This window comes from Brevundimonas kwangchunensis (assembly GCF_039523815.1).
Classification (GTDB): Bacteria; Pseudomonadota; Alphaproteobacteria; order Caulobacterales; family Caulobacteraceae; genus Brevundimonas; species Brevundimonas kwangchunensis.
In genome coordinates this window covers 108,721-132,582 of the sequence record NZ_BAAAGA010000003.1, presented here as the reverse complement: position 1 = coordinate 132,582, position 23,862 = coordinate 108,721, and the positions used below count along the sequence as shown (strand labels likewise).

Here is a 23,862-nt window from a genome sequence, read left to right as displayed (position 1 = left end):
CCCCGGCGCCGGCCGCGCGTCGTCCGGCTCCACGTCCCGCGCCTGCCCGCACGCCGGCTCCCGCTCCGGCCGAGCCGGCGGGCGAGCGGCCCTATCAGCCGGCCGCCTCGGCGCCCGCGTCCGAAACGCCTGCCCAGCCGCGTCAGTCGGTGCAATAAGACGGCTGGCCCGGCGCGGATTCGCACCCGGGTCCGCCGCGAGCGTGGCGAAACTGGTAGACGCAAGCGACTTAAAATCGCTCGACCTCGGTCATGCGGGTTCGACCCCCGCCGCTCGCACCATCACGACAATATGTCGCCGACAGCTGGGCCTTATCGTCACAGAACCATGATGATCCCGACGCGAACGGCGGGCTAAGGGCGGTCAGTTTCGTTCCTCGCCCCGGGAAGCCGTCATGCCCTTCGATCTTCGTCCCGACCGTCGCACGCTCATGGCCGGCGGCGCCGCCGGCATGGCCTTCGCGGGCTTTTCGCGCTCGGCCCGGGCCCAGACGGGGCAGGAGACCTATCTGAACGAGGTGACCGGCTACGGCCCGCTGCGCGCCGATCCGCATGGCCTGCTCGACCTGCCGGAAGGCTTCTCGTACCGCGTTGTGTCGCAGGGCGGCGAGACCATGGACGACGGCCTGCTGGTGCCGGGCCAGTTCGACGGCATGGGCTGTATCGCGCTGGAGGGCACGCGCGTCGCCCTGGTCCGCAATCACGAACTCAAGGGCGAAAGCGCCTCCCACCGCAACTGGGGTCCGGGCGGCTATCGTCAGGAGCGGATCGGTAGCGTCGACAAGGCCAAGGCCTATGACACCTTCAAGAACGGCACGGTCCTGCCCGGCGGCACGACCACGGTCGTCTACGACATGGCCACCGGCGAGACCGTCCGCCAGCACCTGAGCCTCGCCGGCACCTCGACCAACTGCGCCGGCGGCGTCACGCCGTGGGGCAGTTGGCTGACCTGCGAGGAGACCGAGGAGAAGCCGTCAAACGCCGATGTCATGCGCGAGCACGGCTATGTCTTCGAGGTGCCGGCCAACGCGACCGGACTGGTCGAGGCCGTGCCGCTGAAGGCCATGGGCCGCTTCGACCACGAGGCTGTGGCGATCGATCCGAGCACGGGCATCGTCTACCTGACCGAGGACCGGGCGGACGGCCTGTTCTACCGCTTCATCCCGAACACGCCGGGTCGTCTGGTCGAGGGCGGCAAGCTGCAGGCGATGGTCTTTCGCGGCGTGCCGGGCGCCGACAGCTCCAACCACGAAACCCGCATCTGGAACGTGGGCGACTGGAAGGAGGTCGACTGGATCGACCTTCAGGACGTCGAGAGCCCGAACGACGACCTGCGCAAGCGCGGCCACGCCGACGGCGCGGCGCTGGTTGCGCGCGGCGAGGGCATCCACTGGGGCGAGGGCGAGCTCTACATGACCGCCACCTCGGGCGGCCCGATCCAGCGCGGCCAGATCCTGCGCTACGTGCCCTCGGCCGACGAGGGACGGGCCGGCGAAGGTGCCAATCCGGGCCGCATCCAGCTGTTCGTCGAGACGACCGACGAGAAGGTCATGAACATGGCCGATAACCTGACGGTCGCGCCATGGGGGCATCTGGTGGTCTGCGAGGACAACTATTCCAGCGAGATCCGCAACCACCTGAAGGGCGTCACGCCGGACGGCAAGGTCTACACGATTGGCCGCAACGTCTTCCGCGGCAACTCCGAGTTCTGCGGCGCCTGCTTCTCGCCGGACGGCACGACCCTGTTCGTCAACATCCAGTTCCCCGGCGTGACCTTTGCCATCACCGGTCCGTGGGACAGCGTCCGCACGGCCTGAGGCCAGTCAGCGCTTCTTCCCGAGTTCGGCTGCGATGTCCTTGGTCATCCGGCCGACCTTGCGGTGCGCGGTGGTGATCTGGTCGCGGGTCACGCCCCAGCGCTTCATCCAGTATTCGACGGCCTGACGCTCGGACAGGTCCAGCCGGTCCTTGTCGATGAAGCCGCGCTTGTCCTTCAGGCCCGCCATGATCGTGGTCTCCGTTCGCGACCGGTTTGAACCCATCCGCGGCGTCTGGCGAGAGCGGCGTTCGCCATAACTTCGTGTTTCGTCAGGTGGACCCGACCTTTGCCCCGCAGCGTTTCGTGGCAGAAGAGGTCATTCCCCCTTCGCGGCATACGGATATTTCATGCTGAGAGCCCGCCGAGCCCGCATCGTCGCCACCCTTGGTCCGGCCAGCCGCACGCCCGGCATGGTGAAGGCCCTGGCAGAAGCCGGCGTCGACGTCTTCCGCCTGAACTTCAGCCACGGGTCGCACGAGGACCACGCGGCGGCGCTCAAGGCCGTGCGTGGCGCGGAGATGGCGCTGAAGCGTCCCCTGGGCGTGCTGGCCGACCTGCAGGGACCCAAGCTGCGCCTCGGCCGCTTCGCCAATGTCGAGATTGACGTGAAGCCCGGCCACACCATGCGCTTCGACCTCGACCCGACGCCGGGCGACGAGACGCGGGTGCAGATGCCGCATCCGGAGATCTTCAAGGCCCTGCGCACCGGCATGCTGCTGCTGCTGGACGACGGCCGGGTGCGCCTGCGTGTCGGCGAACGGTCCGACGAATGGGCGGACGTCACGGTCGAGAGCGGCTCGAAGCTGTCAGACCGCAAGGGCGTGGCCGTGCCCGAGGCCGTCATCCCGGTCTCGGCCCTGACGCCCAAGGACCGCGAGGATCTCGCCTTCGCCCTGCGCATCGGAGTGGACTGGGTCGCTCTCAGCTTCGTGCAGAAGGCCGAGGACATGGCCGAGCTGAAGCAACTGGTGAAGGGCAAGGCCGCCTGCCTGGCCAAGATCGAAAAGCCGCAGGCGCTGGCCCAGCTGGACAGCATTCTGGACTACTGCGACGGCGTCATGGTCGCCCGCGGCGATCTGGGCGTGGAGCTGGAACCGGAGGAGGTGCCGGTCGCCCAGAAGCAGATCATCCGCGCCGCCCGCGATCGCGGCGTGCCGGTCATCGTCGCCACCCAGATGCTGGAATCCATGACGTCCTCGCCGGCCCCGACCCGCGCCGAGGCCTCAGACGTCGCCAACGCGGCCTATGAGGGCGCCGACGCCCTGATGCTGTCCGCCGAGACCGCCTCGGGCGGCTATCCGCTGGAATCCGTCGGCGTCATGAGCCGGATCATCGAGCGGGTTGAAAGCGATCCGCTCTGGCCCAGCCTGATGGACGCCGAGCATGCCGGCATGAACGATTTCGACGCCGACGCCCTGGTCGCCGCCGCGCGCAAGGCGGCCGAAGCCCAGTCCACCGCCTGCATCGTCGTCTTCACCACACTCGGTGGCACGGCGCGGCGCATGGCGCGCGAGCGGCCGCTGCAGCCGGTTCTGGCCCTGACGCCCAACCCGGACACCGCCCGCCGTCTGGCGCTGGTCTGGGGGCTGGAGACCCGGCTGGGCAAGGAGCCCGCCTCGCTGGAAGACGTCACAGACGACGCTGTCACCAGCGCCATGACCTATGGTCTGGCCGAGGCCGGCCAGCGCATCCTGATCCTCGCCGGCACCCCCTTCGGCGCGCCGGGGGCTGCGAATCTGCTGCGGCTGGCGCATGCTCCGACGAAGGGTAAGGGCGGCAAGGGCCGCGCCTGATCCGTCCCGAAGGGGCGTCATGATCAAATACATCGGCTCCAAGCGCGCGCTGCTGGGCCATGTCACCGCTGCGATTTCGGCCTCGCTGCCGGAGGGAGGAACGGTCTGCGACCTGTTCTCCGGCTCCGCGCGCGTGGGCCATGCCCTGAAGAAGCAGGGCTTCCGCGTCTGGTCGAATGATCACAACGCCTACGCCCACACCCTCGCCACCGCCTATGTCCAGGCCGACCGCGAGCGCTGGCATGAACGGGCCGAGGCCGTGCTGGCCGAGCTGCATGCGGTGAAGCCCGACGCGGGCTGGTTCACCAAGGCCTATTGCGAGGACGCCCGCTTCTTCCATCCTGATAACGGCGCGGTCATCGACGCCATGCGCGACCGCATCGCCGCCCTGTCGCTGGAGCCGGAGCTGGAGGCCATCGCCTTGGTGTCGCTGATGGAGGCGGCCGACCGGGTGGATTCCACCGCCGGCCTGCAGATGGCCTACATGAAGTCCTGGGCCCCGCGCGCGCTGAAGCCGCTGGAACTGCGCATGCCCGATGTCCTGTCCGGCGTCGCCGGCGGCCCCTGCAAGGCCACCCATGCCGACGCCGTGGAGATCGCGCCGCAGATCGAGGCCGATCTCGTCTATCTGGACCCGCCCTACAACCAGCATTCCTACCTCGGGAACTACCACTGCTGGGAAAGTCTGGTGCTGTGGGACAAGCCTGAGACCTACGGCGTGGCGAACAAGCGGATCGACGTGAAGACCCGCAAGAGCGCCTTCAACAGCCGCCCCGGCATCGCTCCGGCGCTGGAGTCGGTCATCGCAGGCCTGAAGGCGCCCAATCTCGTCGTCTCGTTCAATGACGAGGGCTATCTGACCCGCGATCAGCTGGTGGCCATGCTGTCCGGTCGCGGTGAGGTGCAGGTGATCGAGATCCAGCGGCCCCGCTATGTCGGCGCCCGCATCGGCATCCATAATCCCAAGGGCGAGAAGGTCGGCGCGGTCGGCCGGTTGAGGAACGTCGAGTACCTGTTCGTGGTCGGCGAGCGGCGCGTGAATCTGGCGGCGTAGCCTCGGTACGGAACAGTACGATTCCACGGCCGTTAAGCCAGCCATGGAAAACGTGTCGATGAGCTCCGCCCGCCGCCTCGATGGCTACCGCGCGTACAATCGCGCCGCCGATGCCTTCGAAACTGTCGCCTGGAAGGCTCCGCAGGCCAACCGCTTCGAGAGCCGGGCCGCCAATGATGCGCATACCGATGCGCCGACCTTCCGCGATGTCATGAACGCCATGCCCGGCTGGGTCGTCGTGGTCGGCGGCGGCATCGCTGCCGCGTTCATGGGCGCGATGCTGGGCGGCATGCTTCAGGTCTGAAATCGGGTCTGATCAGGGTTCATCACAGCGGACACGACGGGCCACAACGAACACGACGGGAGCGGAGACTGGACCGTCGCCTGCGCCCTCCACCATGCTCAGATCGATCGCAAAGCGATCATTCAATCCTTCAGGCAGTCAGACTCAACGCTGCCACAAGCACGGCCCCGTCGTGTTCGTTGTGGCCCGTTGTGGTCGCCGTGATGAACCATCACGCACGCCGGACCTACCCCTCCAGCAACGCTTTCACCGGCCCCCAGGTCCGCCGATGCTCGGGGCAGGGGCCGTGCAGTTTCAAGGCCTCGGAGTGGATCGGCGCATTGTAGCCCTTGTGCCGGGCAAAGCCGTAGGCGGGATACAGGGCGTCCATCTCGACCATCAGTCGATCCCGCGCGGTCTTGGCCAGGATCGAGGCCGCCGCGATCGACAGCGACAGACCGTCGCCGCCCACCACGGTCTGGATCGGGCAGGGAAGCTTGAAGCGATAGTTGCCGTCGACGAGGGCCGCGACCGGCTGCACCGACATCGCCTCGATGGCCCGGCACATGGCCAGGCCCGTGGCGCCGAGGATTTTCAGCTCCTCAATCTCGCGCGCCGAAGCGAAGCCGACGCCCCAGGCGATGGCCCGCGCCTTGATCTCCGGCTCCAGCGCCATCCGGCGCTTTTCCGTCAGGGCCTTGGAATCGTCGATGCCCGGCGGCAGGTCGTCGGGGTTCAGGATCACCGCGCCGGCCGACACAGGCCCCGCCCACGGTCCGCGCCCGGCCTCGTCCACGCCACACACCAGCCCGCCGCTGGACTGCGCCAGCAGGGTTTCAAGGGCCAGGGTCGGGAAGGCGCGGTCGGACATCAGGGCCGGGCCATCGCACGAACCTGCGCGTGACGGAAGCACGGGGTCTGATGATCGTTGACCATGCCCACCGCCTGCATGAAGGCGTAGACGATCACCGGGCCGCAGAAGTTGAAGCCGCGTTTCTTCAGCGCTTTCGCCATCGCCTCGCTCTCGGCTGTCTTCGTCGGGGCCTCGCGGAAGTGGGTCCAGTCGTTCTGGATCGGCGCGCCGCCGACGAACGACCAGAGCCAGGCGGAGAAGTCCTCGCCGTTATCCCGCATCTCCAGCCAGATCTGGGCTCCGCGGATGGCGGCGTTGATCTTGGCGCGCGAGCGGATGATGCGCGGATCGTTCAGCAGGCGCTCGATGTCCGCCTCGCCGTAGCGGGCGACCTTCTCGGGATCGAAGCCGTCGAAGGCGTCGCGCAGGCCCTCGCGCTTCCTCAGAATTGTGATCCACGCCAAGCCGGCCTGGAAGCCGTCCAGCACCAGTTTCTCCCAGAGGGCCCGCGCGTCGTACTCGGGCACGCCCCATTCCTCGTCGTGGTAGGCGATGTAGAGCGGGTCGGTGGTCCCGCACCAGCCGCATCGGCCTTCGGCATGTGAGTCGGTCATGCGGGGAGGGTAGTGCATGGGGCGGGTCGGTTCATCACGGCGAACACAACGGGGCACAACGGACACGGCGGGTTCCGCGTTTGTCCGTAAGTCGGTGACCGACCGGGCAGACTCTGATCGATCGCGTCGCGATCAATTCAGTGGAGACGCGCAAGCGCCGTTGGCGAAACGATCCCGCTCCCGCCGTGCCCGTTGTGCCCCGTTGTGTTCGCCGTGATGAACCAGCCCGCCCGAACCGCAAACGCGCCCTAAGCCGCCTCGTCCGCCGCTGCATCCCTCGGCATCAGCTCCCCGAGCGTCGGCCGGTTGGCCGTCAGGTTCAGCTGGATATCCCGCGGCTTCACGATCTCGTTGCAGCAGCCGCAGGCGATGCGCGGGTTCAGCTCATGCCCGCAGGTCTTGTGCTTCATCGTGATGCCGGCGTCCGCATCGCCGTACACATGCTTCGCGCCCCAGCCGTGCAGGGTCACCAGAACGCCGTACAGATCCTTGCCCTTGGCGGTCAGCACATACTCGTTGCGCGGCGGGCGTTCGGAATAGAGGCGGGGCTCCAGCACGCCGTGCTGCACCAGACTCTTCAGGCGCGCCGCCAGAACGTTGCGGGCGACGCCCAGCCGCTCCTGCCACTGCTCGAACCGGCTCACGCCGTTGAAGGCGTCGCGGATGACCAGCAGCGTCCACGGATCGCCGATGACCTCGAGCGTCGCGGCGATCGAGCAGCTCTGGCGAGAATAGTCGGCGGTGCGTCCCATGGTGGAAAGGTGACGTCACGTCATCGGTTTTGCAAGAGGGTTGCCAATCTGAACGGACTGAGTCAGTCTTGTTTGGCTACGGACTCACTGTGGTTCCCGCGGCGTTTCCGGATCCCTTGACCTTGGGGCGGAGGACCGGTGTCTTCCGCCCTTCCTTTCGTTCCCTCCCCGGAGCTCTCATGAACGTCCAGACCCTCGACGAGGCGCTGATCCTCACGCCGGATGGAGAGGGCGGCCTCATCGCCCCGCTGACCGGGACCTTCTCCAACGCGCCCATGGCCTGGCCGGCCGAGCGGGGCGCGCCGTTCGGCGGCCTGATGGCGGCGCTGGCGGCGAAGGCGGCGCGCGAGACGGTCGGTTCGACCAAGCCCCTGCGCACGGTCGCGACCCAGTTCCTCGTCGGCTCGAGGTTCGAGCCCCTGACCCTGACCGGCGAACTCCTGCGGGGCGGCCGCTCGGCCGAATACGTTTCGGTCCGGGCCGGGCAGGGCGAGCGGCTGACCATGAGCGGTCTGGTCACCTTCGGCGCGCCGGGCGCGGGCCCGGAGCTTCGCGCCGCCTCCATCACCCCGCCACCGCTGGCCGATCAGCCTCTGACGCCCATGGGCGGCGAGGACTTTGCCCCGCACTTCCTGCGGTACGTCGAGCAGCGCTTCGTCGGCGGGATCAAGCTGTTCGGCCGCAACGACGAGGACCGGATGGGCGTCTGGATGCGGACCACGGACGGCAAACCGCTGGACGAGGCCCGGCTGGCCTTTCTGCTGGACGCCACCTTCCCGGTCTACTGGACCATGCTGCCCGCGCCGCCGGCGGTCTCGGCCACGGCCGATCTGCGCTACGACTTCTTCGGCCCGATCCCCGAGGACGCCGCGCCGGACGGCTGGACCTATTTCGAGTTCGTCTCCCGCGACAGCCACGGCGGCTGGACCGTCGAGGACGCCACCGCCTGGGCCCAGGACGGCCGCCCGCTGGCTGTCGGCCGCCAGCTGAGGAAGGTCCTCGCCTCGCGGGCGCCGCGGGAGCGCTAGCCCGCGATCTGGTGCTTCTGGATCAGGGGAATGACGATCTCTTCCTCGTCATCCAGATGCCGGATCACCGCAGGGCCCATCGCAAAGACCGTGTCGGCCAGCCGGGCGGCGTGGTCGGCGGCGTCGGGGGAGCGGAGGTTCTGGTGGAAGCCGACGGCTTTCTGGAACAGGGTCTCCAGCTGCTCGTGAACCACGTCGTGGTCCCGGTCCAGCAGGTCGATGCCGTGGGCCAGCCGGTCGTCCAGCGTACGGAATTTCGGGAAGTACTGGCCGCTCTCGATCCGGTGGTGGGCGTCCAGATGCTGCAGGAACTGCTGCACCGCGGGGATCAGACGACCATGCAGGCCGTTCACGTCCGTCTTCCCGGCGCGCCAGTGATCAATCACCGCCTCCATGTGCAGGCGGTGGCGGCGGAAGCCCTCGTGGATGCCCAGCCAGAAGCGCGCCATCTCGGTGGTGGTCGGCTCGTGCCAGCGGTCGCGCGGGAAGTCGGTCAGGCCAATGCGCAAATCCTCGGGCAGGCCGGTACGCGCGGTCAGGTGCAGAGGATCGTCAGACAACGGCGGCCGTGGCCGTGATGAAGCCGCCGCCCAGCAGACGCTCGTCGTCCGCCGGGTCGTACAGGGCGCAGGCCTGGCCCGGGGCCACGCCTTCCTCGCCGGTGTCGAAGATCACGGTCACCACACCGTCCACCAGCGCCAGACGGGCCGGGGAGGGGGCACGGGTCGAGCGGACGCGCGCCAGCACCGGGGCTCCGGCCTCCGCCGCCGCCTCTATCGTCGGCTGGTCGCCCAGCCAGTTGGTCTCGTCCAGCGTAAGGGACGCGGTCAGCAGGGCGTCGCGCGGGCCGACGATGACGTGGCGCTTCACCGGGTCCAGCCTGGTCACGAACAGGGGCTCGCCCACGGCGACGTTCAGCCCGCGGCGCTGGCCGATGGTGTAGTCGGTGATCCCGGCGTGGGCGCCCAGCACCCGGCCGTCCATGTGCACGATCTCGCCGGCCTCGCGACCCTCGGGGCGCAGCTTGTCGATCAGGCTGCGATAGTCGCCCTCGGGCACGAAGCAGATGTCCTGGCTGTCGGGCTTGGCCGCGATCCGCAGGCCCAGCTCCAGCGCCACGCCTCGCACCTGCGGCTTCTCCAGATCCGCCAGCGGGAAGCGCAGATAGTCCAGTTGCTCCGGCGTGGTGGCAAACAGGAAGTAGGACTGGTCTCGCGAGTGGTCGATCGCCTTGCGCATCTGCGGACGGCCGTCGACGACCGCCCGGCGCACATAGTGGCCGGTCGCCATCGCTTCGGCGCCCAGGTCGCGGGCTACGTCCAGGAGATCGCGGAACTTGACCGTCTGATTGCATCGTATGCAGGGCACCGGCGTCTGGCCGCGCAGATAGCTGTCGGCGAACTGGTCGATCACCGCGTCGCGGAAGCGGCTTTCATAGTCGAGCACATAGTGGGGGATGCCGATGGTCTCGGCCGCCAGACGGGCGTCGTGGATGTCCTGACCAGCGCAGCAGGCGCCCTTCTTCTTCAGCGCCGCGCCGTGGTCGTAAAGCTGAAGCGTGACGCCGACGACGTCATAGCCCGCCTTGTGCAGCAGGCCGGCGACGACGGTGGAGTCCACGCCGCCCGACATGGCGGCGACCACGCGCGCGCCGACGGGCAGGCCAACGGCCTTGCGGGCAGCCTCGATCGCCGCGTCCATGTCGGCTTGGCCGTTCATGGGTGCGATATCGGGGATCGGGCAAAGGGGCTCTGCGAGCGTCATGCGCGCCATTTAGTGCGGAACCGGTTCGATTTCGAGGCCTGAGCACAAACGACGAGGGCCGCCCCCGTCGCCGGGAACGGCCCTTCAGCGTTTCGGCCGGGGAGGATCAGCCGCGATAGTGCTGGATACGCGTGGTCCGCAGACCCTGCATGCCCCATTTGTCGATCGCCTTCTGCCAGGCGATGAACTCTTCGGCCGTCAGACGATAGCGCGCCAGCGCATCGTCAAGGCTCAGCAGGCCGCCGCGGACCGCGGCCACGACCTCGGCCTTGCGACGGATCACCCACCGGTCCGTATTGGCCGGCGGCAGATCCCGCAGGGTCAGAGGCGTACCGGTCGGTCCGACTACGTACTGTTCGCCTGAACTGTTTAGGCGTCGCTCTTGCAACATGGGCTTATGCCTCATTCACCACCACCATTGAGCGTGAACGGTAGCGCTGGGCGACTAAGGGCCGTTTAAGCGTCGTGGTGAAGGAAAGGATAAAATCCCCTCCGCACACGGCCCGAATATTAAACCAGGTCTTCATGAAGACTAACCGCCCCTTACCCCGATATCAGCGTTTGATGCTGATGAGCTCAGCCAGCATTTCGTCTGCGGTGGTGATGATCTTCGAGGATGCCGAGTAGGCGCGCTGGGTGGTGATCAGGCCCGTGAACTCGGTCGAGAGGTCCACCGAGGAGGCCTCCAGCTGCGACGCCCCGATCTTGCCTGCGCCGCCCGTGCCGGCCGCTTTCAAGTTGTAGGTGCCCGACCCCTGGCTGACGCGGAAGGCGTTGCCGGCGGCTTCCAGAAGGTTGTCCGGGCTGGGGAAGGTGGCCAGGGCGATCTGGGCGATGCGGCGGGTCACGCCGTTGTCGAAGATGGCGGTGACGAAGCCGGTGTCGTCGATCTTGACCTCGGACAGGTTGCCGAAGGCCGTACCGTTGGTCAGCACCGCCTGGGTGACCGAGGCGCTGTCGTACTGGGTCAGTCCGCCCGTGGCCGCCGTCAGGTCGAAGGCGATGGACTGGTCGTCGATGCCGAGACCCGCAGCCCATTTCACCTGGCCAGCGGCCGGCGCCGCGCCGTCGGAGGCGGCGAAGTTCAAGGTGGCGGTCGCCGGATCGCTGAACAGCCAGCCGCCGCCCGGAGGCGTGTTGGCCGGATCCGACATGTAGGCCACATCCAGACGACCGTCCTGGGTGAAGCGGATCGAGCCGGTGCGGATCTGGCCGTTGCTGAGGCCTGCACCCGTCTCGATGTCCGAAGCCGGAATGGCGCGGATCTCGGCGTACCACTGGTTCGGCGTGCTGCTCTTCAGGAAGGAGATGGCCACGGTTCGCTGGCCGCCCTTGGAGTCCGAAACCGGGATTGTCAGCTCGAAGTCCGGCTTCACGCCGTCGCCGGTCTCGACGTTCCACATGGCCATGGAGTTGGTGGCCGGGTTGTAGGCGTTGGCGCCCGGAGGCGTCGTGGCGGCGTCGGCCGCTTCGGCCGAGACGGTCTGGCTGGACTTGATGTTGGCGTTCAGCTGCACGCGGGTGGTGGCTTCGGCCGTGCCGCCCACCGAGCCGACGTTGATGGTTCGCAGACGGTTCAGGTCCGACGGGTCGGCGTTGACGTTGCCGTCCGCATCGACCGGCCAGCCCTGCAGGTAGAGACCCGCGGTATTCTTGAGGTAGCCCAGATCATCGACGCGGAAGGCGCCGGCGCGGGTGAACAGACGGCTGTCGGTCACCTGCAGATTCTCGGCCTTCTCGGTCACGACGAAGAAGCCCTGACCGGCGATGCCCAGGTCGGTGTTCGAGGTCGTGCGCTGCAGCTGGTTGGCCTGGCTGGTGTAGCGACGGGCCGTGGCCAGAACGCCGCCGGCCGAGTAGCCGGCGCCGGCGACCTGGCTGTTGATGACGGTCTGGAACTCGGCCTGGGTCCGCTTGTACCCGACCGTATTCACGTTCGAGATGTTCTGCGAAATGGCGGCGAGGGCTGCCGAGTTGGCGGTCAGTCCGGAGACGCCGGCCAGAAGGGCGCTGTTGATGCTCATGGCGTAAGCTCCTTACGAAGTGGCGGTGTTGGAGGTGCGCGCTTCTTCCAGCGCGATCACGGTGGAGAGGGGCAGGATCGAGTTTCCGACGGTGAGGTAGGCCTCGCCGTCGTACATCTCGACGCCGCTGATGCGGCCGCGGGTCAGGACCTGGGCGTCCAGCGCCTTGCCTGCCGCATCCTTGGCGGTGATCTTCAGGGTGTAGACGCCGTCCTCGGTACCGCCGTCCCAAGTGAAGTCGTGGACGCCGGTGGTCTTGTTCGGGGCGTCGCCTTCCCAGACGACGGCGCCGGCGCTGTTCAGGATCTGCAGGCGGGCGCTGGTGGCGTTGGCGCCGAGCTCGTAGCTCCAGGTCGCCTCGCCGTCCTTGACCTTGGTCGCCGACCAGACCGCAGTGGCGTCCTTGCCGATGTAGTTGGCGGCCTCGTTCAGGCCGCCGACGCCCTGCGCCGACAGCATCGACTTCAGCAGTTCATTGGTCAGCAGTTGCTGCTCCACGCCGGCCATCTGGGTCAGCTGGGCGGTGAACTGGTTGGAGTCGACCGGCGATAGCGGATCCTGGTTCCGCAGCTGTGCGGTCAGCAGGCTGAGGAAGGTCTCGAAGTTCGAGGCCAGCATCGTCGAGCCGGCATTGATCCGGCTCGTCGCTGTGTTCGAGGTGACGGCTTCGACCATCGGTTCAGACTTTCAGATCCACGCCCGTGGGCGTGAGGGAGAGGTTGGTCCAGCGGGGCGTCAGGGCGACGGCCTCGGCATCCAGATTCAGTCGGGTCGCGCGGGCGAAGGCGCGGCTCTGGCCCTCGCGGGCATCCTGCCCGCGGTCGAAGGCGCTCGAACCGCTGTCGCGCTCGGTGAACTCGAAGGCGTCGTCGGCCACTTGGAAGCCGAACTGCTCCAGCTGACGGCGCAGTTCGTCGACGCGACCGCGCAGGTCGGCGGCGGCAGCGGGATTGTCGAAGGCCAGGCGGGCGGCCAGACGCCCCTCGGCGTCGATGTCCAGACGAACGTCGACGCGACCGAGTTCATCGGGCGTGAGGGCGATCTCGAAACGGGTGTTACGGCCCTCCAGACGACGCTGGATCTGGGCGGCGATCTGGGCCGTAGCCTCGATCGCGGTGCGGGACATGGTCGGCGACGCGGCCTCGCGCTGCACGTTGGCGGCAGGCGTCTGCGCGGCGGTTTCGGTGCTCTGCGCATCCACCGGCGCATCGCCGGAGCCCTTGTCGGGGCTATCCGGGACGGCGGTGACAGCGGGGACAGCATCGGTCTTGCCGGCGGCGCTGTCGGTGGCGGGCGTCGCTGTCGGGGGCGCAGCGTCGGCGACGCCGGTCTTCGCGGTGCGCGCTTCGGGCGTGGCGCCGTCGTCGGATAGTGTCACGGCGTCCAGCGGCCGGGATGCACGGTCCACGAGCGGACGCAGAGGCGCCGGCTGCGGAGAGGTCTGGACGGGGGGCTGAGCGACCTCGGCCTGGCGGCGGGCCGCCTGGGCAGTGTCCGGCTGACGTTCGGGGGTCTCGCCGGACGCCATCTCGGCGGCGTCTTCGTCGTGAGCGCCCAGGGCCGTGGCGACAAGGGCAGCTTCTTCAGGCGTCACGGGCTCGGGCGCCGCCTCGACCGGAACGGCGCGAGGATCGTCGATGGTGCGCACAGGAACGGGGACAAAGGACGCGGCGACCTTCGAAGCCTCGGCGGCGTCTGCGGCCTTCGTATCGGCAGCGTCCGCAGTATCGTTGGCTGGCGGAAGCGGGAGCTTCGGCGCCGAAGGCGTAGCCGCAGCGGGCGGCGATGCGTCCTCGGACGGCGTGTCCGCCGTTGCGGCCGCCTCGGGCGTCGGCGGTGCGATCACCAGAGGCTGGGCGGGGGGCCGGGGAGGGGCGACGACGGCCGGCGCAATCATCCCGGCCTCGGCGGCGTCCGGCCCGTCGTTGGCTGCGCGCGGTTCGGCGGGAGCCGTGTCCGTTTCGCCTTCGGCTCCCAGCATGGCCGCCAGCAGGCCTTCGAACGCCACGGCGTCGCCGTTGGCTGTCCCTTGCGGGGCAGCCGGAATAGCGGGCGCGATCATGGACAGGATGGCTTGCGCGGACATGGGTAAGCGGGTCGATCGCCGAGGCGGGTGACGGGGGCGCATCCTGCGCCGAACATTCGAAACCCGCAGCGCAAGTCGCGGGCCAGTCATTCAAGTTGCTGTATTCATTGAGTTATGGACGGGTGAATGTCGTGCGGAGACGGCTGGCAGACGGTCGAATCTTGCCGCCTTCCGGCCTTTATTGCCCGGTCATTCCGGTCACTGGGCGATCATCGGAGCAAGCAATCGGTTCGCGCGCGTACTCCTGCTCCCCGCGCGCGGGCGAAGTGGCCCGGCATTTGCGCATCTGTCGGATCATGACCGAGACGCAAAACGCGATATCGCGAGAAATCAGTAGCTTGGCCCCCGGCGCGGCGTCCGCCGGAGGGCAAAAAACGCGTGCGGGCGGGCAGACATTGCCGGGCGCCGGCGCGCGTATGGAGGGCTTCGCATGTCGCTGACCGCCATCATGAACACCGCCAACTCGGGTCTGGTCGCCGCCCAGACCCAGCTGAGGGTGGTCTCGGACAACGTCTCCAACGTCAATACGCCCGGCTATGTCCGCAAGATCGCCGATCAGCAGACGCTGGTCAGTCAGGGCGTCGGCTCGGGCGTCGAGGTCGCGCGCATCCGTCTGGCCACCGACCGCTTCCTGCAGGCCGCCAGTCTGAACTCCGGCGCCGAGGCGGCGCGGCAGGGCGTGCGCTACGAACTGTACGACCGCATCCAGGCGCTGTTCGGCGATCCGGGCGGTACGACAGGCTTCTTCTCCCAGGTCGACAGCATGTTCGCGGCCTTCTCGGCCAGCGCCGAGGATCCGTCGTCGTCGCCGCGTCGTCAGGAGGCCCTGTTCAAGACCCAGGCCCTGTTCGACGAGGCCGGCCGCATCGCCAAGCAGATCCAGGCTGTGCGCGAGGACGCCGACGGCCGCGTCCAGAGCGCGGTCGAGAAGACCAACAGCCTGCTCAAGCAGATCGAGGGGCTGAACCTCGAGATCGCCAAGGCCACCGTCGTCAACGGTGACGCTTCCGGCGCCGAAACGGCGCAGTCCGCCCTGATCGGCCAACTGGCCGAGCTGATGGACATTCGCGTCACCGTCCGTCCGGTCGGCGGCGTCTCGATCCGCACCGGCAACGGCACCCTGCTGGCCGGCGAGGGCGCGGCGACGCTCAGCTACAACCGGGCCGGTACGGTCACCAGCGAGACGGGCTTCAACGAGGTCTGGATCACCGAGCCGGGCGGACAGAAGAAGGCCCTGCTCGACAGCGTCACCTCGGGCGAGATCAAGGGATTGATCGAGCTGCGCGACGTCGAGGCGCCGGCCGCCGCGGACCGTCTGGCCGAACTGATCACTCACGTCGCCGACGAGCTGAACCGGGCGCACAACGCCAACACGTCTGTCCCGGCCCCGACCAGCCTGACCGGCCGCAATGTCGGCCAGTCGCTGGAGTCCGCGCTGACCGGGTTCACCGGCCGCACGACCGTCGCCATCACCAACCAGGCCGGCGTGATCCAGACCCGAGCGGACATCGTGTTCAGCGGCTCCACCATGACGGTGAACGGCGTGGCGACCACGCCGGCCGGCTTCCTGGCGGAGCTGAACACCCAGCTCGGACCGTCGGCCACGGCCACCTTCGTCAATGGGCAGCTCAAGATCGAGGCGACGGGCACGAACGGCGTGGCCATCGCCGATGACGCGACCTCGCCCTCGAACAAGGCCGGGCGCGGCTTCTCGCACTACTTCGGCCTAAACGATCTGATCTCGACAGACCGGCCGGCCCTGTACGACACCGGCATGACCGCCGCCTCGCCGCACGGGTTCACGGCGGGCGAGACGATCAAGTTCCGCTTCTCCGGCGAGAGCGGCGCGAAGCTGCGCGACATCAGCGTTGCGGTCCCCGCCGGCGGAACGGTCGGGGACCTGCTGACCGCTCTGAACGATCCGGCCACCGGAGTCGGCCGCTTCGGCGCCTTCTCGCTGAATGCCGATGGCTCCCTGAAGTTTACCGGTGCGGGCAGCCCGCCGGCCCAGCTCAGCGTGCTGGAGGATCGCACCACCCAGACGTCGTCCGGGGTGTCGATGACCGAAATGTTCGGCATCGGCGGTGTGCGGGCCTCGCGCGCCGACGGCTTCTCGCTGCGGACAGACATCCGCCAGAGCCCCTCCAAGCTGGCGCTTGCCCAGTTGAACCTGTCGGCGGCGGCCGGAACGGCGGCGCTGAGCACCGGCGACGGTCGCGGCGCCCTGCTGCTGGCCGACGCCGGCGAGCGCCCGACCAACTTCCATCCGGCAGGCGGTTCGGCGGGCGGCCAGATCTCGGTCTCGCGCTACGCGTCGGAGCTGTCCGGGGAGATCGGCGGCAAGGCGGCGGCGGCGAAGAACAGCAAGCAGACCGCCCAGGCGCTCTACACCGAGGCCAAGGCCCGCCAGACCGCGCATGAGGGCGTGAACCTGGATGAGGAACTGGTGCTGATGACCACCTATCAGCAGGCCTTCAACGCATCGGCCCGCCTGATCCAGGCGGCCCGCGACATGTACGACACGCTTCTGGGGATTGTCTGATGACCCGCGTTTCGACCTACGGAAACTACCAGTCGGCCCTGCTGGATCTGATGGCGGCTCAGACGCGGGGCGCCGAGGCCCAGGAACGGGTTTCGACCCAGAAGAACGCCACCGATCTGGTGGGCTTCGGTCGGCAGTCCGAAACCCTGACCGCCCTGAAGGCCGCGCAAAGCCGCATCCAGGGCTTCATGGACACCTCCGACGCCGTCACGGCTCGCCTGACGACGCAGGACATCGCCCTGAACCAGGTCGTCGACGGCATCGCCGGCATCCGCTCCTCGGTCGGCAACGCACTGGCGACGGATTCCGCCGGCTCGCTGATGCTGGAGCTGGAAGGCATGTTCCAGTCCGTCCGGGGCGGGCTGAACATGCGCCATCAGGGCGGCTATCTGTTCGCGGGAGCCAAGACCAACGTCCCCCCGATCGACATCTCGAACCTCAGCGAACTGCAGGCCGCGCCCTCCGTCGCCTCGATCTTCCACAATGACACCCTGCGGACCGCCAGCCGGGTCGCAGAGGGCACAACGCTCCAGACCGGATTCCTTGCCAACGATGTCGGCGCCGAGGTCATGGAGATCATGCGGGATATCCAGACCTATCACACCGGCGCAAACGGCCCGCTGACCGGCAAGCTGAACGAGACGCAGAAAACCTTCCTGACCGCCCAGCTGGCGCGACTGGATCAGGCCTCGACCGGCGCGATCGACAAGACGGCCACGACGGGCGCGCTGGCCCAGCAGGTCAAGAACGTCACCACCAGTCACAAGGCCCAGATCGGATCGCTGGACGAACTGGTGTCCAACCGGACGGACGCGGACATGGCCAAGGCGGTGACCGACCTGCAACTGTCTCAGGTAGCCATCCAGGCGTCCGCGCAGGTCATCAACCAGCTTCGACAGGTCTCGCTGCTCAACTTCCTGGGCTGACTACGCAAAATTCGATTACGGCTCCGCTGGACCCTGAGTTCGCACTAGAACATAGTGTGAACAAATGGCCCAGATCGACCTCCGGCGAAAGCTGTCCGTGCTGGCGGACGCCGCCAAATACGATGCCAGCTGCGCGTCCTCCGGCACTTCGAAACGCGACTCCTCGAACGGGAAGGGGATCGGGTCGACCGAGGGCATGGGGATTTGCCACGCCTACACGCCGGATGGCCGTTGCGTCAGCCTGCTGAAGGTCCTTCTGACCAACTTCTGCATCTACGACTGCGCCTACTGCATCAACCGGGCGAGTTCGAACGTGGAGCGGGCGCGGTTCAGCGTCGACGAGGTCGTCGAGCTGACCCTCAACTTCTATCGGCGGAACTATATCGAGGGCCTGTTCCTGTCGTCGGGCATCATCCGCTCGGGCGACTACACGATGGAGCAGCTGGTACTGGTCGCCCGCAAACTGCGGGAGGAGCATGACTTTCGCGGCTACATCCATCTGAAGCTGATCCCCGAGGCCGACCCGAGGCTGATCGAGGAAGCCGGCCTCTACGCCGACCGCCTGTCCGCCAATATCGAACTTCCTCGCGATGAGGCGCTGGAAAGGCTGGCCCCCCAGAAGAGCGTCGGCGTCATCAAGAAGGCCATGAGTCAGGTCCGACGGCGCGGCGAAGAGGCGAAGCCGGAGAAGCGCGATCGCAAACGCCCGCCGAAGTTCGCGCCCGCCGGCCAGTCGACCCAGTTGATCATCGGCGCGGACGGGGCGCCGGACACTGAAATCCTCGACCGCTCCGCCTCCCTCTACGGCGGCTACGGCCTGCGTCGCGTCTATTATTCGGCCTTCAGCCCCATCCCCGACGCTTCCAGCACCTTGCCGCTGTCGAAGCCGCCGTTGATGCGGGAGCATCGGCTCTATCAGGCCGACTGGCTGATGCGGTTCTACGGCTTCTCCACGCCGGAGATCGGCGAGGCGACGAAGGACGGGATGCTGGACCTCGCCATCGATCCGAAGCTGGCCTGGGCGCTGAACAGTCGTGCCCTGTTTCCGGTTGATGTGAACCGGGCGCCGCGCGAGATGCTGCTGCGCGTGCCGGGGCTGGGCGTGAAGTCGGTCGACCGAATCATCTCCATCCGCCGCTGGCGTACCCTGCGGCTCGAGGATGTCGCTCGCCTGTGTCGGGGCATCGACAAGGTTCGTCCCTTCATCACCGCGCTGGACTGGTCGCCCGGCGGGCTGACCGACGCCATCGATCTGAGACAGCGGCTGACGCCCGAGCCGAAGCCGGTGCAGTTGAGTCTGTTCTGATGCGGGTCGCGACGCTGGCGCACGAGACGGACTTCGACGGCTGGCGTCGGGCCGCGCGCGACTTCCGGTCGGCAGGCGTGCGGCCCGGAGAGGCGATCTTCCGCGTGGGCGCTGGCGACGGCGGTCTGTTCGACGAGGTCGCGCCCGTGCCTGTCGAGGCTTCCGTCTTCAGCGTGCCCAAGGCCTTCGTTGATCTGGCGCAGAATGTGATCCTGCACCGGTCGGAGGATCGGTTTGACCTGATGTATCGCCTGCTTTGGCGGCTGGCCGACGAGCCGGACCTGATGCGGGTCGGCAGCGATATCGATGTCGCCGACGCCTTCGAACGCGCGAAGAACGTCAGCCGGGCCAGTCACAAAATGAAGGCCTTCGTCCGCTTCCGCCTCGCCGAGGATGTACTGGGCGAGGCATGGATCGCGTGGTTCGAACCGGCCCATCGGGTGGTCGAGAAAACCGCCCCTTTCTTCGCCCGTCGTTTCGCCACCATGCGGTGGTCGATCCTGACGCCGGACGGCTCGGCCTTCTGGGATACCCGCGACCTGACCTTCGGTCCGCCCGCCACGCGCGTCATGGCTCCGGCTGAGGACGAGATCGAGGAGTTCTGGAAGACCTATTACGCCTCGACCTTCAACCCCGCCCGACTGAAGACGAAAACCATGCAGGGCGAGATGCCCAAGCGGTACTGGAAGAACCTGCCGGAAGCGCAGTTGATTCCGGAGCTCGTGGCCCAATCCGCGCTTCGCACAGAAAGTATGGTGGCGGCGCCGATGCCTGAACCCAATCCGCGACTGGCCAAGACGCTCTCCCGCATCACCCGCGACCAGGCGTGGGAGGAAGGCTTTGTACCGTCGTCGCTGGAGGAACTGGGCCAAGCGGTTCAGGGCTGCCGCCGCTGCCCGCTCTGGCGCGACGCGACCCAGGGCGTCTGCGGCGAAGGTCCGCGCCGGGCGAAGCTGATGATCGTCGGTGAGCAGCCGGGCGATCAGGAAGATCTCGCGGGTCGCCCCTTTGTCGGCCCTGCCGGCCAGGTGCTGGACGCGGTTCTGGAGGAGGCCGGCATCGAGCGCGAGGATGTCTTCGTCACCAACGCCGTCCGGCATTTCAAGCACGAGCCGCGGGGCAAGCGCCGCATCCACCAGACGCCGACCACCAGCGAGATCACCGCCTGTCGCTGGTGGCTGAACGCCGAACGCGCCTTTGTGAAGCCGAAGGTGATCCTGACACTGGGCGGCACGGCGGCGCTGGGCGTGCTCAACCGCAAGGTGGCGGTGACGAAGGAACGGGGCCAGCCGATCGGCCTGTCCGACGCGACCGCGCTGTTGACGGTTCACCCTTCATATTTGCTGCGCATTCCCGACCGGGCCGCCGCCGAGACGGAGCGCGGTCGCTTCGTCGATGATCTGAAAAAGGTCCGGTCGCTGCTTTGACGCGTAAATGTCTGAAACCGTGGCTGAACGAATACGTCGCGGCCGCGTTGTGAGCCTTGCCGCAGCTTTGCCGTAGAGCGGGCATAGGCAATGGGGACGGGGCGTTTTAGGTAGGGGCATGACCGCAGCGGATTTCCGGATCGATGAGGAAGGGCAGGGCCTGATCCTGCACCTGACTGGCGACTGGACCGCGACCCAGCTCGGCCGGGTCTCGCGTCGGCTCGACGAGGAGTTGCACGATCGCAAGGTCGCGTCCGTCGAACTGTCCGAAATGGGTCGTTTCGACACCGCTGGCGCGCTGGCCATCGTCCAGGCCGCCAACTGCGTGCTGCCGCAATCCGCCTGGGCCCAGCGCCCCGAGGCCGGGCGCACCTATGCGATGGTCGAGAAGCTGGAGCGCGAGTCCGCCGGGCCGCCGCCGCGCTCTCCGGGCTGGATCCGCGGCTTCGCCAAGGTCGGCCGCGGCGTGCGCGACTTCTTCGATGAGGCGACCCTGTCGTCGGCCTTCCTCGGCCGTCTGGTGGTCGCCACCGGCACGGCGCTGAAGCACCCCAGCCGTATTCGCTGGGCCGCCTGGTTCAGCCAGGCCGAGCGCGCCGGGCTGGACGCCATCCCGATCGTGGCGGTCACCAACTTTTTCATCGGCGCCGTCATCGCCTTCCTCGGCGCCAATCTGCTGACCCAGTTCGGCGCGGGCGTGTTCACGGTCCAGCTGGTCGCCGTGGCGACCCTGCGCGAGCTCGCCGTCCTGATCACCGCCATCCTTCTGGCCGGTCGCTCCGCCTCGTCCTTCGCCGCCGAGATCGGTTCGATGCGCATGAATCAGGAGGTCGACGCCATGCAGGTCATGGGCGTGAACCCCTTCCAGGCGCTGGTCATTCCGCGCCTCGCCGCCATGATCCTGATGATGCCGCTGCTGACCTTCATCGGCATGGTCGCAGGCATGTTCGGTGGCCTGCTCGTGACCTGGAGCCAGCTCAGCTACGGGCCGTCCTTCTTCATTCAGCGCATCAGCGAGGATCCCATGATGGGCACCCACCTGATGGTCGGCATGATCAAAGCGCCGGTTTTCGCCGTCGTCATCGCCGCCATCGGCGCCCGGCAGGGCATGGCCGTCGCAGGCGATGTCGAGAGCCTTGGCCGGCGCGTGACCGCCGCCGTGGTGCAGGCGATCTTCGCCATCATCTCGCTGGACGCCATCTTCGCCCTGATCTTCCTGGAGCTGAACCTGTGACGGCTCCGGACAAGGTCGAAAAACTGATCGAGGTGCGCGGTCTGCTGAGCCAGTTCGGCGAGCGAGTCATCCATCAGGACCTCGACCTCGACGTCGAGCGGGGCGAAGTGCTGGGCGTCGTCGGCGGCTCGGGCACCGGCAAGACGGTTCTGCTGAACACCATCATCGGCCTGAAGGAGCCCGAGGGCGGGTCGGTCAGCCTGTTCGGCCGGGATCGAGCTGAAATGACCAAGGAAGAGCTGGCCGACGTCGAGAAGCGCACCGGCATCCTGTTCCAGCAGGGCGCGCTCTTCTCCTCGCTCAGCGTCATCGACAACGTGGCCTCGCCGCTGGTCGAGCACACCCAGCTGTCGCGCGACGTGATCCGCGAACTGGCCGAGATGAAGATCGCCATGGTCGGTCTGAAGCCGGAATCCCACCACCTGAAGCCTTCGGAGCTGTCGGGCGGCATGCGCAAGCGGGTCGGTCTGGCTCGCGCCCTGGCGCTGGATCCCGAGCTGCTGTTTCTCGACGAGCCGACCGCCGGTCTCGATCCGATCGGCGCCGCGGCCTTCGACGACCTGATCCGCCAGCTGTCCGACGACCTGGGCCTGACGGTGTTCATGATCACCCACGACCTCGACAGCCTTTACGCCATCACCGACAAGGTCGCGGTGCTCGCCGACAAACATGTGGTCGAGAAGGCCACGGTTCAGGAGCTCGGACGTTCAGAGCATCCCTGGATACGGGAATACTTCCTGGGGCCGCGCGGCCGCGCCGCGGACAAGGCCGCCTAGGAGAGGACAAGATGGAAAGAGACGCCCATTACGCCGCCGTCGGCATCGCCACTATCGCCCTTCTGGCGGCGCTGGCGGTGTTCACGATCTGGCTCGCCCGCCTGCAGTTCAACAACGACTACGACGTCTATGACATCGTGTTCTACGGCCCCGTGCGCGGCCTGTCGGAGGGGGGCGAGGTTCACTTCAACGGCATTCGCGTGGGCGAGGTCACCGACCTCAACCTCGATCCGAACAAGGGCGACCAGGTCATCGCGCGCATCCGTGTCGACGCCACCACGCCGGTCCGCGTGACCTCGCGGGCCCAGCTGGAGCCGCAGGGCATCACCGGCCTGAACTACATCCAGATCACCGCCGGCGATCCGAACAGCGCGATCCTGAAGACCCAGTATCCGGACAACGTCGTGCCCGTGATCCAGAGCCAGCCGTCTCCGATCGCCGAGCTGCTCAGCGGCTCGGGCACCGTGCTGGCCCAGACCGTGGACGCCCTGAACCGCATCAACCGGGTGCTGTCCGACGACAACGTCCGTAGCTTCTCGACCAGCCTGAAGAACATCGAGTCCCTGACCACCGAACTGGAAGCCCGCAAGGGCATGCTGGAGCAGCTGGAGCAGGCGCTGACCCGCGCCAACGCGGCGGTCGGCGAGTACGAGCAGCTGGCCATCAGCACCCGTCGTGTCGTCGAGGGCGACGGCGCCCAGGCCATCGCCAAGGTCAATCAGGCCGCCGAGGAAGCCCGTCAGGCTGTGGCCTCGATCAACCGCTCGGCGACCAGCCTCGAACGGCCGCTGGGCGACTTCGCCACCACCGGCCTGCCGCAGTTGCAGCAGTCGATCCAGCAACTGGATGAGGCGACCCGCTCCCTGCAGGCTTTGATTGATGACGTCCGCGCCAGTCCGCGTGAATTCATCGGCCGTCCGTCGGCGCGTGAAATGGAGGTCCAGCCGTGATCCGCATCCTCAAGATCGCCGCCGCCGCGGCCGCCGCCTCGGCCCTGCTGGCCGGATGCTCGCTCCTGTCGACGCCCGATCCGGTGCAGCTGTACCGCTTCGGCAGCGTCTCGGGCGCGGGCGAGCCGGCGGCTCCGGCCTCGCAGGTGCAGGTCGCCATGCGTCGTCCCGAGTTCGCCCAGGCCGTCCGCGAGGACCGCATTCTCGGCGTCACGGGCACCGAGGCGGCCTACATCAAGGGCGCGCGCTGGGTCAGCTCGGCGGACATCCTGTTCAACGATGCGCTGGAAAGCGCCTTCGCGGCCCAGTCGACCCGAGTCCGCCTCGTCGGTCCGCGCGAACTGACCCGCGCCCCGCAGGCGCTGGATATCGACGTGCGCACCTTCGAGGCGCGCTACGCCTCGCCGGGTGCGACGCCGGTGATCACCATCGTCGCCCGCACCCGTCTGCTGAACACCCAGGATCGTTCGGTCATGGCCGAGCGCGTCTTCACGGTCGAACAGCCGGCCGACCAGAACCGCGTCTCCGCCATCGTCGAGGCCTTCGACGTCGCCACCCGCGACATCCACACCCAGATCGTCGGCTGGACCGACCAGAACGCGCAGGCGCTGCCTAACCCGACGCGCTGATCA

At 67.8% G+C, this 23,862-nt stretch carries 23 protein-coding genes and 1 tRNA gene; 14 read left to right on the top strand and 10 right to left on the bottom strand.

All coding sequences use genetic code 11. The features are described from left to right. Window positions 1-196 precede the first annotated feature (196 nt). Window positions 197-281 (top strand) — tRNA-Leu (locus ABDZ95_RS08145). A gap of 113 nt (window positions 282-394) precedes the next feature. Then, entirely contained in the window at window positions 395-1,816 is a 1,422-nt protein-coding gene (locus ABDZ95_RS08140; protein WP_343792533.1) for an alkaline phosphatase PhoX, read from the top strand. A gap of 6 nt (window positions 1,817-1,822) precedes the next feature. Here ABDZ95_RS08140 and ABDZ95_RS08135 read toward each other — a convergent pair whose 3' ends face one another. Continuing rightward, window positions 1,823-2,005: a DUF3606 domain-containing protein gene (locus ABDZ95_RS08135; RefSeq protein ID WP_109102243.1), complete on the bottom strand. Its 183-nt coding sequence runs from the start codon at window positions 2,003-2,005 to the stop codon at window positions 1,823-1,825. Window positions 2,006-2,165: 160 nt separating this feature from the next. Between ABDZ95_RS08135 and pyk the strand changes: the two genes are divergently transcribed. Genes pyk through ABDZ95_RS08120 form a run of 3 tightly spaced genes read left to right on the top strand, consistent with a single transcriptional unit; the run spans window position 2,166 to window position 4,969 of the window. Continuing rightward, window positions 2,166-3,611, top strand: coding sequence for a pyruvate kinase (gene pyk, locus ABDZ95_RS08130; RefSeq protein WP_343792529.1), 1,446 nt, complete (start codon window positions 2,166-2,168; stop codon window positions 3,609-3,611). Window positions 3,612-3,630: 19 nt separating this feature from the next. Further along, on the top strand, window positions 3,631-4,665 hold the full coding sequence (locus ABDZ95_RS08125; RefSeq protein ID WP_343792527.1) for a DNA adenine methylase: 1,035 nt from the start codon (window positions 3,631-3,633) through the stop codon (window positions 4,663-4,665). Between the two features lie 58 nt (window positions 4,666-4,723). Then, entirely contained in the window at window positions 4,724-4,969 is a 246-nt protein-coding gene (locus ABDZ95_RS08120) for a hypothetical protein (RefSeq protein WP_343792525.1), read from the top strand. Window positions 4,970-5,195: 226 nt separating this feature from the next. Here ABDZ95_RS08120 and ABDZ95_RS08115 read toward each other — a convergent pair whose 3' ends face one another. The 3 genes from ABDZ95_RS08115 to ABDZ95_RS08105 form a co-directional block, all read right to left on the bottom strand. Then, window positions 5,196-5,819, bottom strand: a complete 624-nt coding sequence (locus ABDZ95_RS08115; protein ID WP_343792523.1) for a ribonuclease HII — start codon at window positions 5,817-5,819, stop codon at window positions 5,196-5,198. Continuing rightward, entirely contained in the window at window positions 5,819-6,415 is a 597-nt protein-coding gene (locus ABDZ95_RS08110; protein WP_343792541.1) for a DNA-3-methyladenine glycosylase I, read from the bottom strand. Before ABDZ95_RS08110 ends, ABDZ95_RS08115 begins: the two co-directional genes overlap by 1 nt. 248 nt (window positions 6,416-6,663) lie before the next feature. Beyond that, window positions 6,664-7,167, bottom strand: a complete 504-nt coding sequence (locus ABDZ95_RS08105; RefSeq protein ID WP_343792521.1) for a winged helix-turn-helix transcriptional regulator — start codon at window positions 7,165-7,167, stop codon at window positions 6,664-6,666. Between the two features lie 179 nt (window positions 7,168-7,346). On the opposite strand from ABDZ95_RS08105, the gene ABDZ95_RS08100 reads away from it, so the two are divergent. Then, the gene (locus ABDZ95_RS08100; protein WP_343792519.1) at window positions 7,347-8,195 is read left to right on the top strand and encodes an acyl-CoA thioesterase; all 849 of its coding nucleotides are present in this window, start codon (window positions 7,347-7,349) and stop codon (window positions 8,193-8,195) included. Here the strand turns inward: ABDZ95_RS08100 and ABDZ95_RS08095 are convergent. From ABDZ95_RS08095 to ABDZ95_RS08070, 6 genes are all read right to left on the bottom strand, one after another. Then, the gene (locus ABDZ95_RS08095) at window positions 8,192-8,755 is read right to left on the bottom strand and encodes a hemerythrin domain-containing protein (RefSeq protein ID WP_343792517.1); all 564 of its coding nucleotides are present in this window, start codon (window positions 8,753-8,755) and stop codon (window positions 8,192-8,194) included. The genes ABDZ95_RS08100 and ABDZ95_RS08095 overlap by 4 nt on opposite strands. After that, the gene (mnmA, locus tag ABDZ95_RS08090; protein ID WP_343792515.1) at window positions 8,748-9,914 is read right to left on the bottom strand and encodes a tRNA 2-thiouridine(34) synthase MnmA; all 1,167 of its coding nucleotides are present in this window, start codon (window positions 9,912-9,914) and stop codon (window positions 8,748-8,750) included. The genes ABDZ95_RS08095 and mnmA overlap by 8 nt, the downstream gene beginning before the upstream one ends. 151 nt (window positions 9,915-10,065) lie before the next feature. After that, window positions 10,066-10,350 (bottom strand): CtrA inhibitor SciP, encoded by a 285-nt coding sequence (gene sciP, locus ABDZ95_RS08085; RefSeq protein WP_343792513.1) that lies wholly within the window; start codon window positions 10,348-10,350, stop codon window positions 10,066-10,068. A gap of 163 nt (window positions 10,351-10,513) precedes the next feature. Beyond that, window positions 10,514-11,983, bottom strand: coding sequence for a flagellar hook protein FlgE (gene flgE, locus ABDZ95_RS08080; RefSeq protein ID WP_343792511.1), 1,470 nt, complete (start codon window positions 11,981-11,983; stop codon window positions 10,514-10,516). A 12-nt stretch (window positions 11,984-11,995) separates the two neighbouring features. Then, window positions 11,996-12,658, bottom strand: coding sequence for a flagellar hook assembly protein FlgD (locus ABDZ95_RS08075; protein WP_343792509.1), 663 nt, complete (start codon window positions 12,656-12,658; stop codon window positions 11,996-11,998). Between the two features lie 4 nt (window positions 12,659-12,662). Continuing rightward, the gene (locus ABDZ95_RS08070; RefSeq protein WP_343792507.1) at window positions 12,663-14,069 is read right to left on the bottom strand and encodes a flagellar hook-length control protein FliK; all 1,407 of its coding nucleotides are present in this window, start codon (window positions 14,067-14,069) and stop codon (window positions 12,663-12,665) included. Between the two features lie 430 nt (window positions 14,070-14,499). Here ABDZ95_RS08070 and flgK point away from each other — a divergent pair, with 430 nt between their 5' ends. The 8 genes from flgK to ABDZ95_RS08030 all read left to right on the top strand — a co-directional run bounded on the left by flgK (window position 14,500) and on the right by ABDZ95_RS08030 (window position 23,859). After that, on the top strand, window positions 14,500-16,611 hold the full coding sequence (gene flgK, locus ABDZ95_RS08065; protein WP_343792505.1) for a flagellar hook-associated protein FlgK: 2,112 nt from the start codon (window positions 14,500-14,502) through the stop codon (window positions 16,609-16,611). Then, window positions 16,611-17,537 carry a flagellin gene (locus tag ABDZ95_RS08060; RefSeq protein ID WP_343792503.1) on the top strand — a complete coding sequence of 309 codons (927 nt, stop codon included), beginning with the start codon at window positions 16,611-16,613 and terminating at the stop codon, window positions 17,535-17,537. Before flgK ends, ABDZ95_RS08060 begins: the two co-directional genes overlap by 1 nt. A gap of 64 nt (window positions 17,538-17,601) precedes the next feature. Continuing rightward, window positions 17,602-18,843, top strand: a complete 1,242-nt coding sequence (locus tag ABDZ95_RS08055; RefSeq protein ID WP_343792501.1) for a putative DNA modification/repair radical SAM protein — start codon at window positions 17,602-17,604, stop codon at window positions 18,841-18,843. After that, the gene (locus ABDZ95_RS08050; RefSeq protein WP_343792499.1) at window positions 18,843-20,270 is read left to right on the top strand and encodes a UdgX family uracil-DNA binding protein; all 1,428 of its coding nucleotides are present in this window, start codon (window positions 18,843-18,845) and stop codon (window positions 20,268-20,270) included. The genes ABDZ95_RS08055 and ABDZ95_RS08050 overlap by 1 nt, the downstream gene beginning before the upstream one ends. Before the next feature lie 118 nt (window positions 20,271-20,388). Further along, window positions 20,389-21,504, top strand: coding sequence for an MlaE family ABC transporter permease (locus ABDZ95_RS08045; protein ID WP_343792497.1), 1,116 nt, complete (start codon window positions 20,389-20,391; stop codon window positions 21,502-21,504). Then, window positions 21,501-22,280 carry an ABC transporter ATP-binding protein gene (locus tag ABDZ95_RS08040; protein ID WP_343792495.1) on the top strand — a complete coding sequence of 260 codons (780 nt, stop codon included), beginning with the start codon at window positions 21,501-21,503 and terminating at the stop codon, window positions 22,278-22,280. The genes ABDZ95_RS08045 and ABDZ95_RS08040 overlap by 4 nt, the downstream gene beginning before the upstream one ends. An 11-nt stretch (window positions 22,281-22,291) precedes the next feature. Next, window positions 22,292-23,230, top strand: a complete 939-nt coding sequence (locus tag ABDZ95_RS08035; protein WP_343792493.1) for an MlaD family protein — start codon at window positions 22,292-22,294, stop codon at window positions 23,228-23,230. Then, on the top strand, window positions 23,227-23,859 hold the full coding sequence (locus ABDZ95_RS08030; protein WP_343792491.1) for an ABC-type transport auxiliary lipoprotein family protein: 633 nt from the start codon (window positions 23,227-23,229) through the stop codon (window positions 23,857-23,859). The genes ABDZ95_RS08035 and ABDZ95_RS08030 overlap by 4 nt, the downstream gene beginning before the upstream one ends. Window positions 23,860-23,862 lie beyond the last annotated feature (3 nt).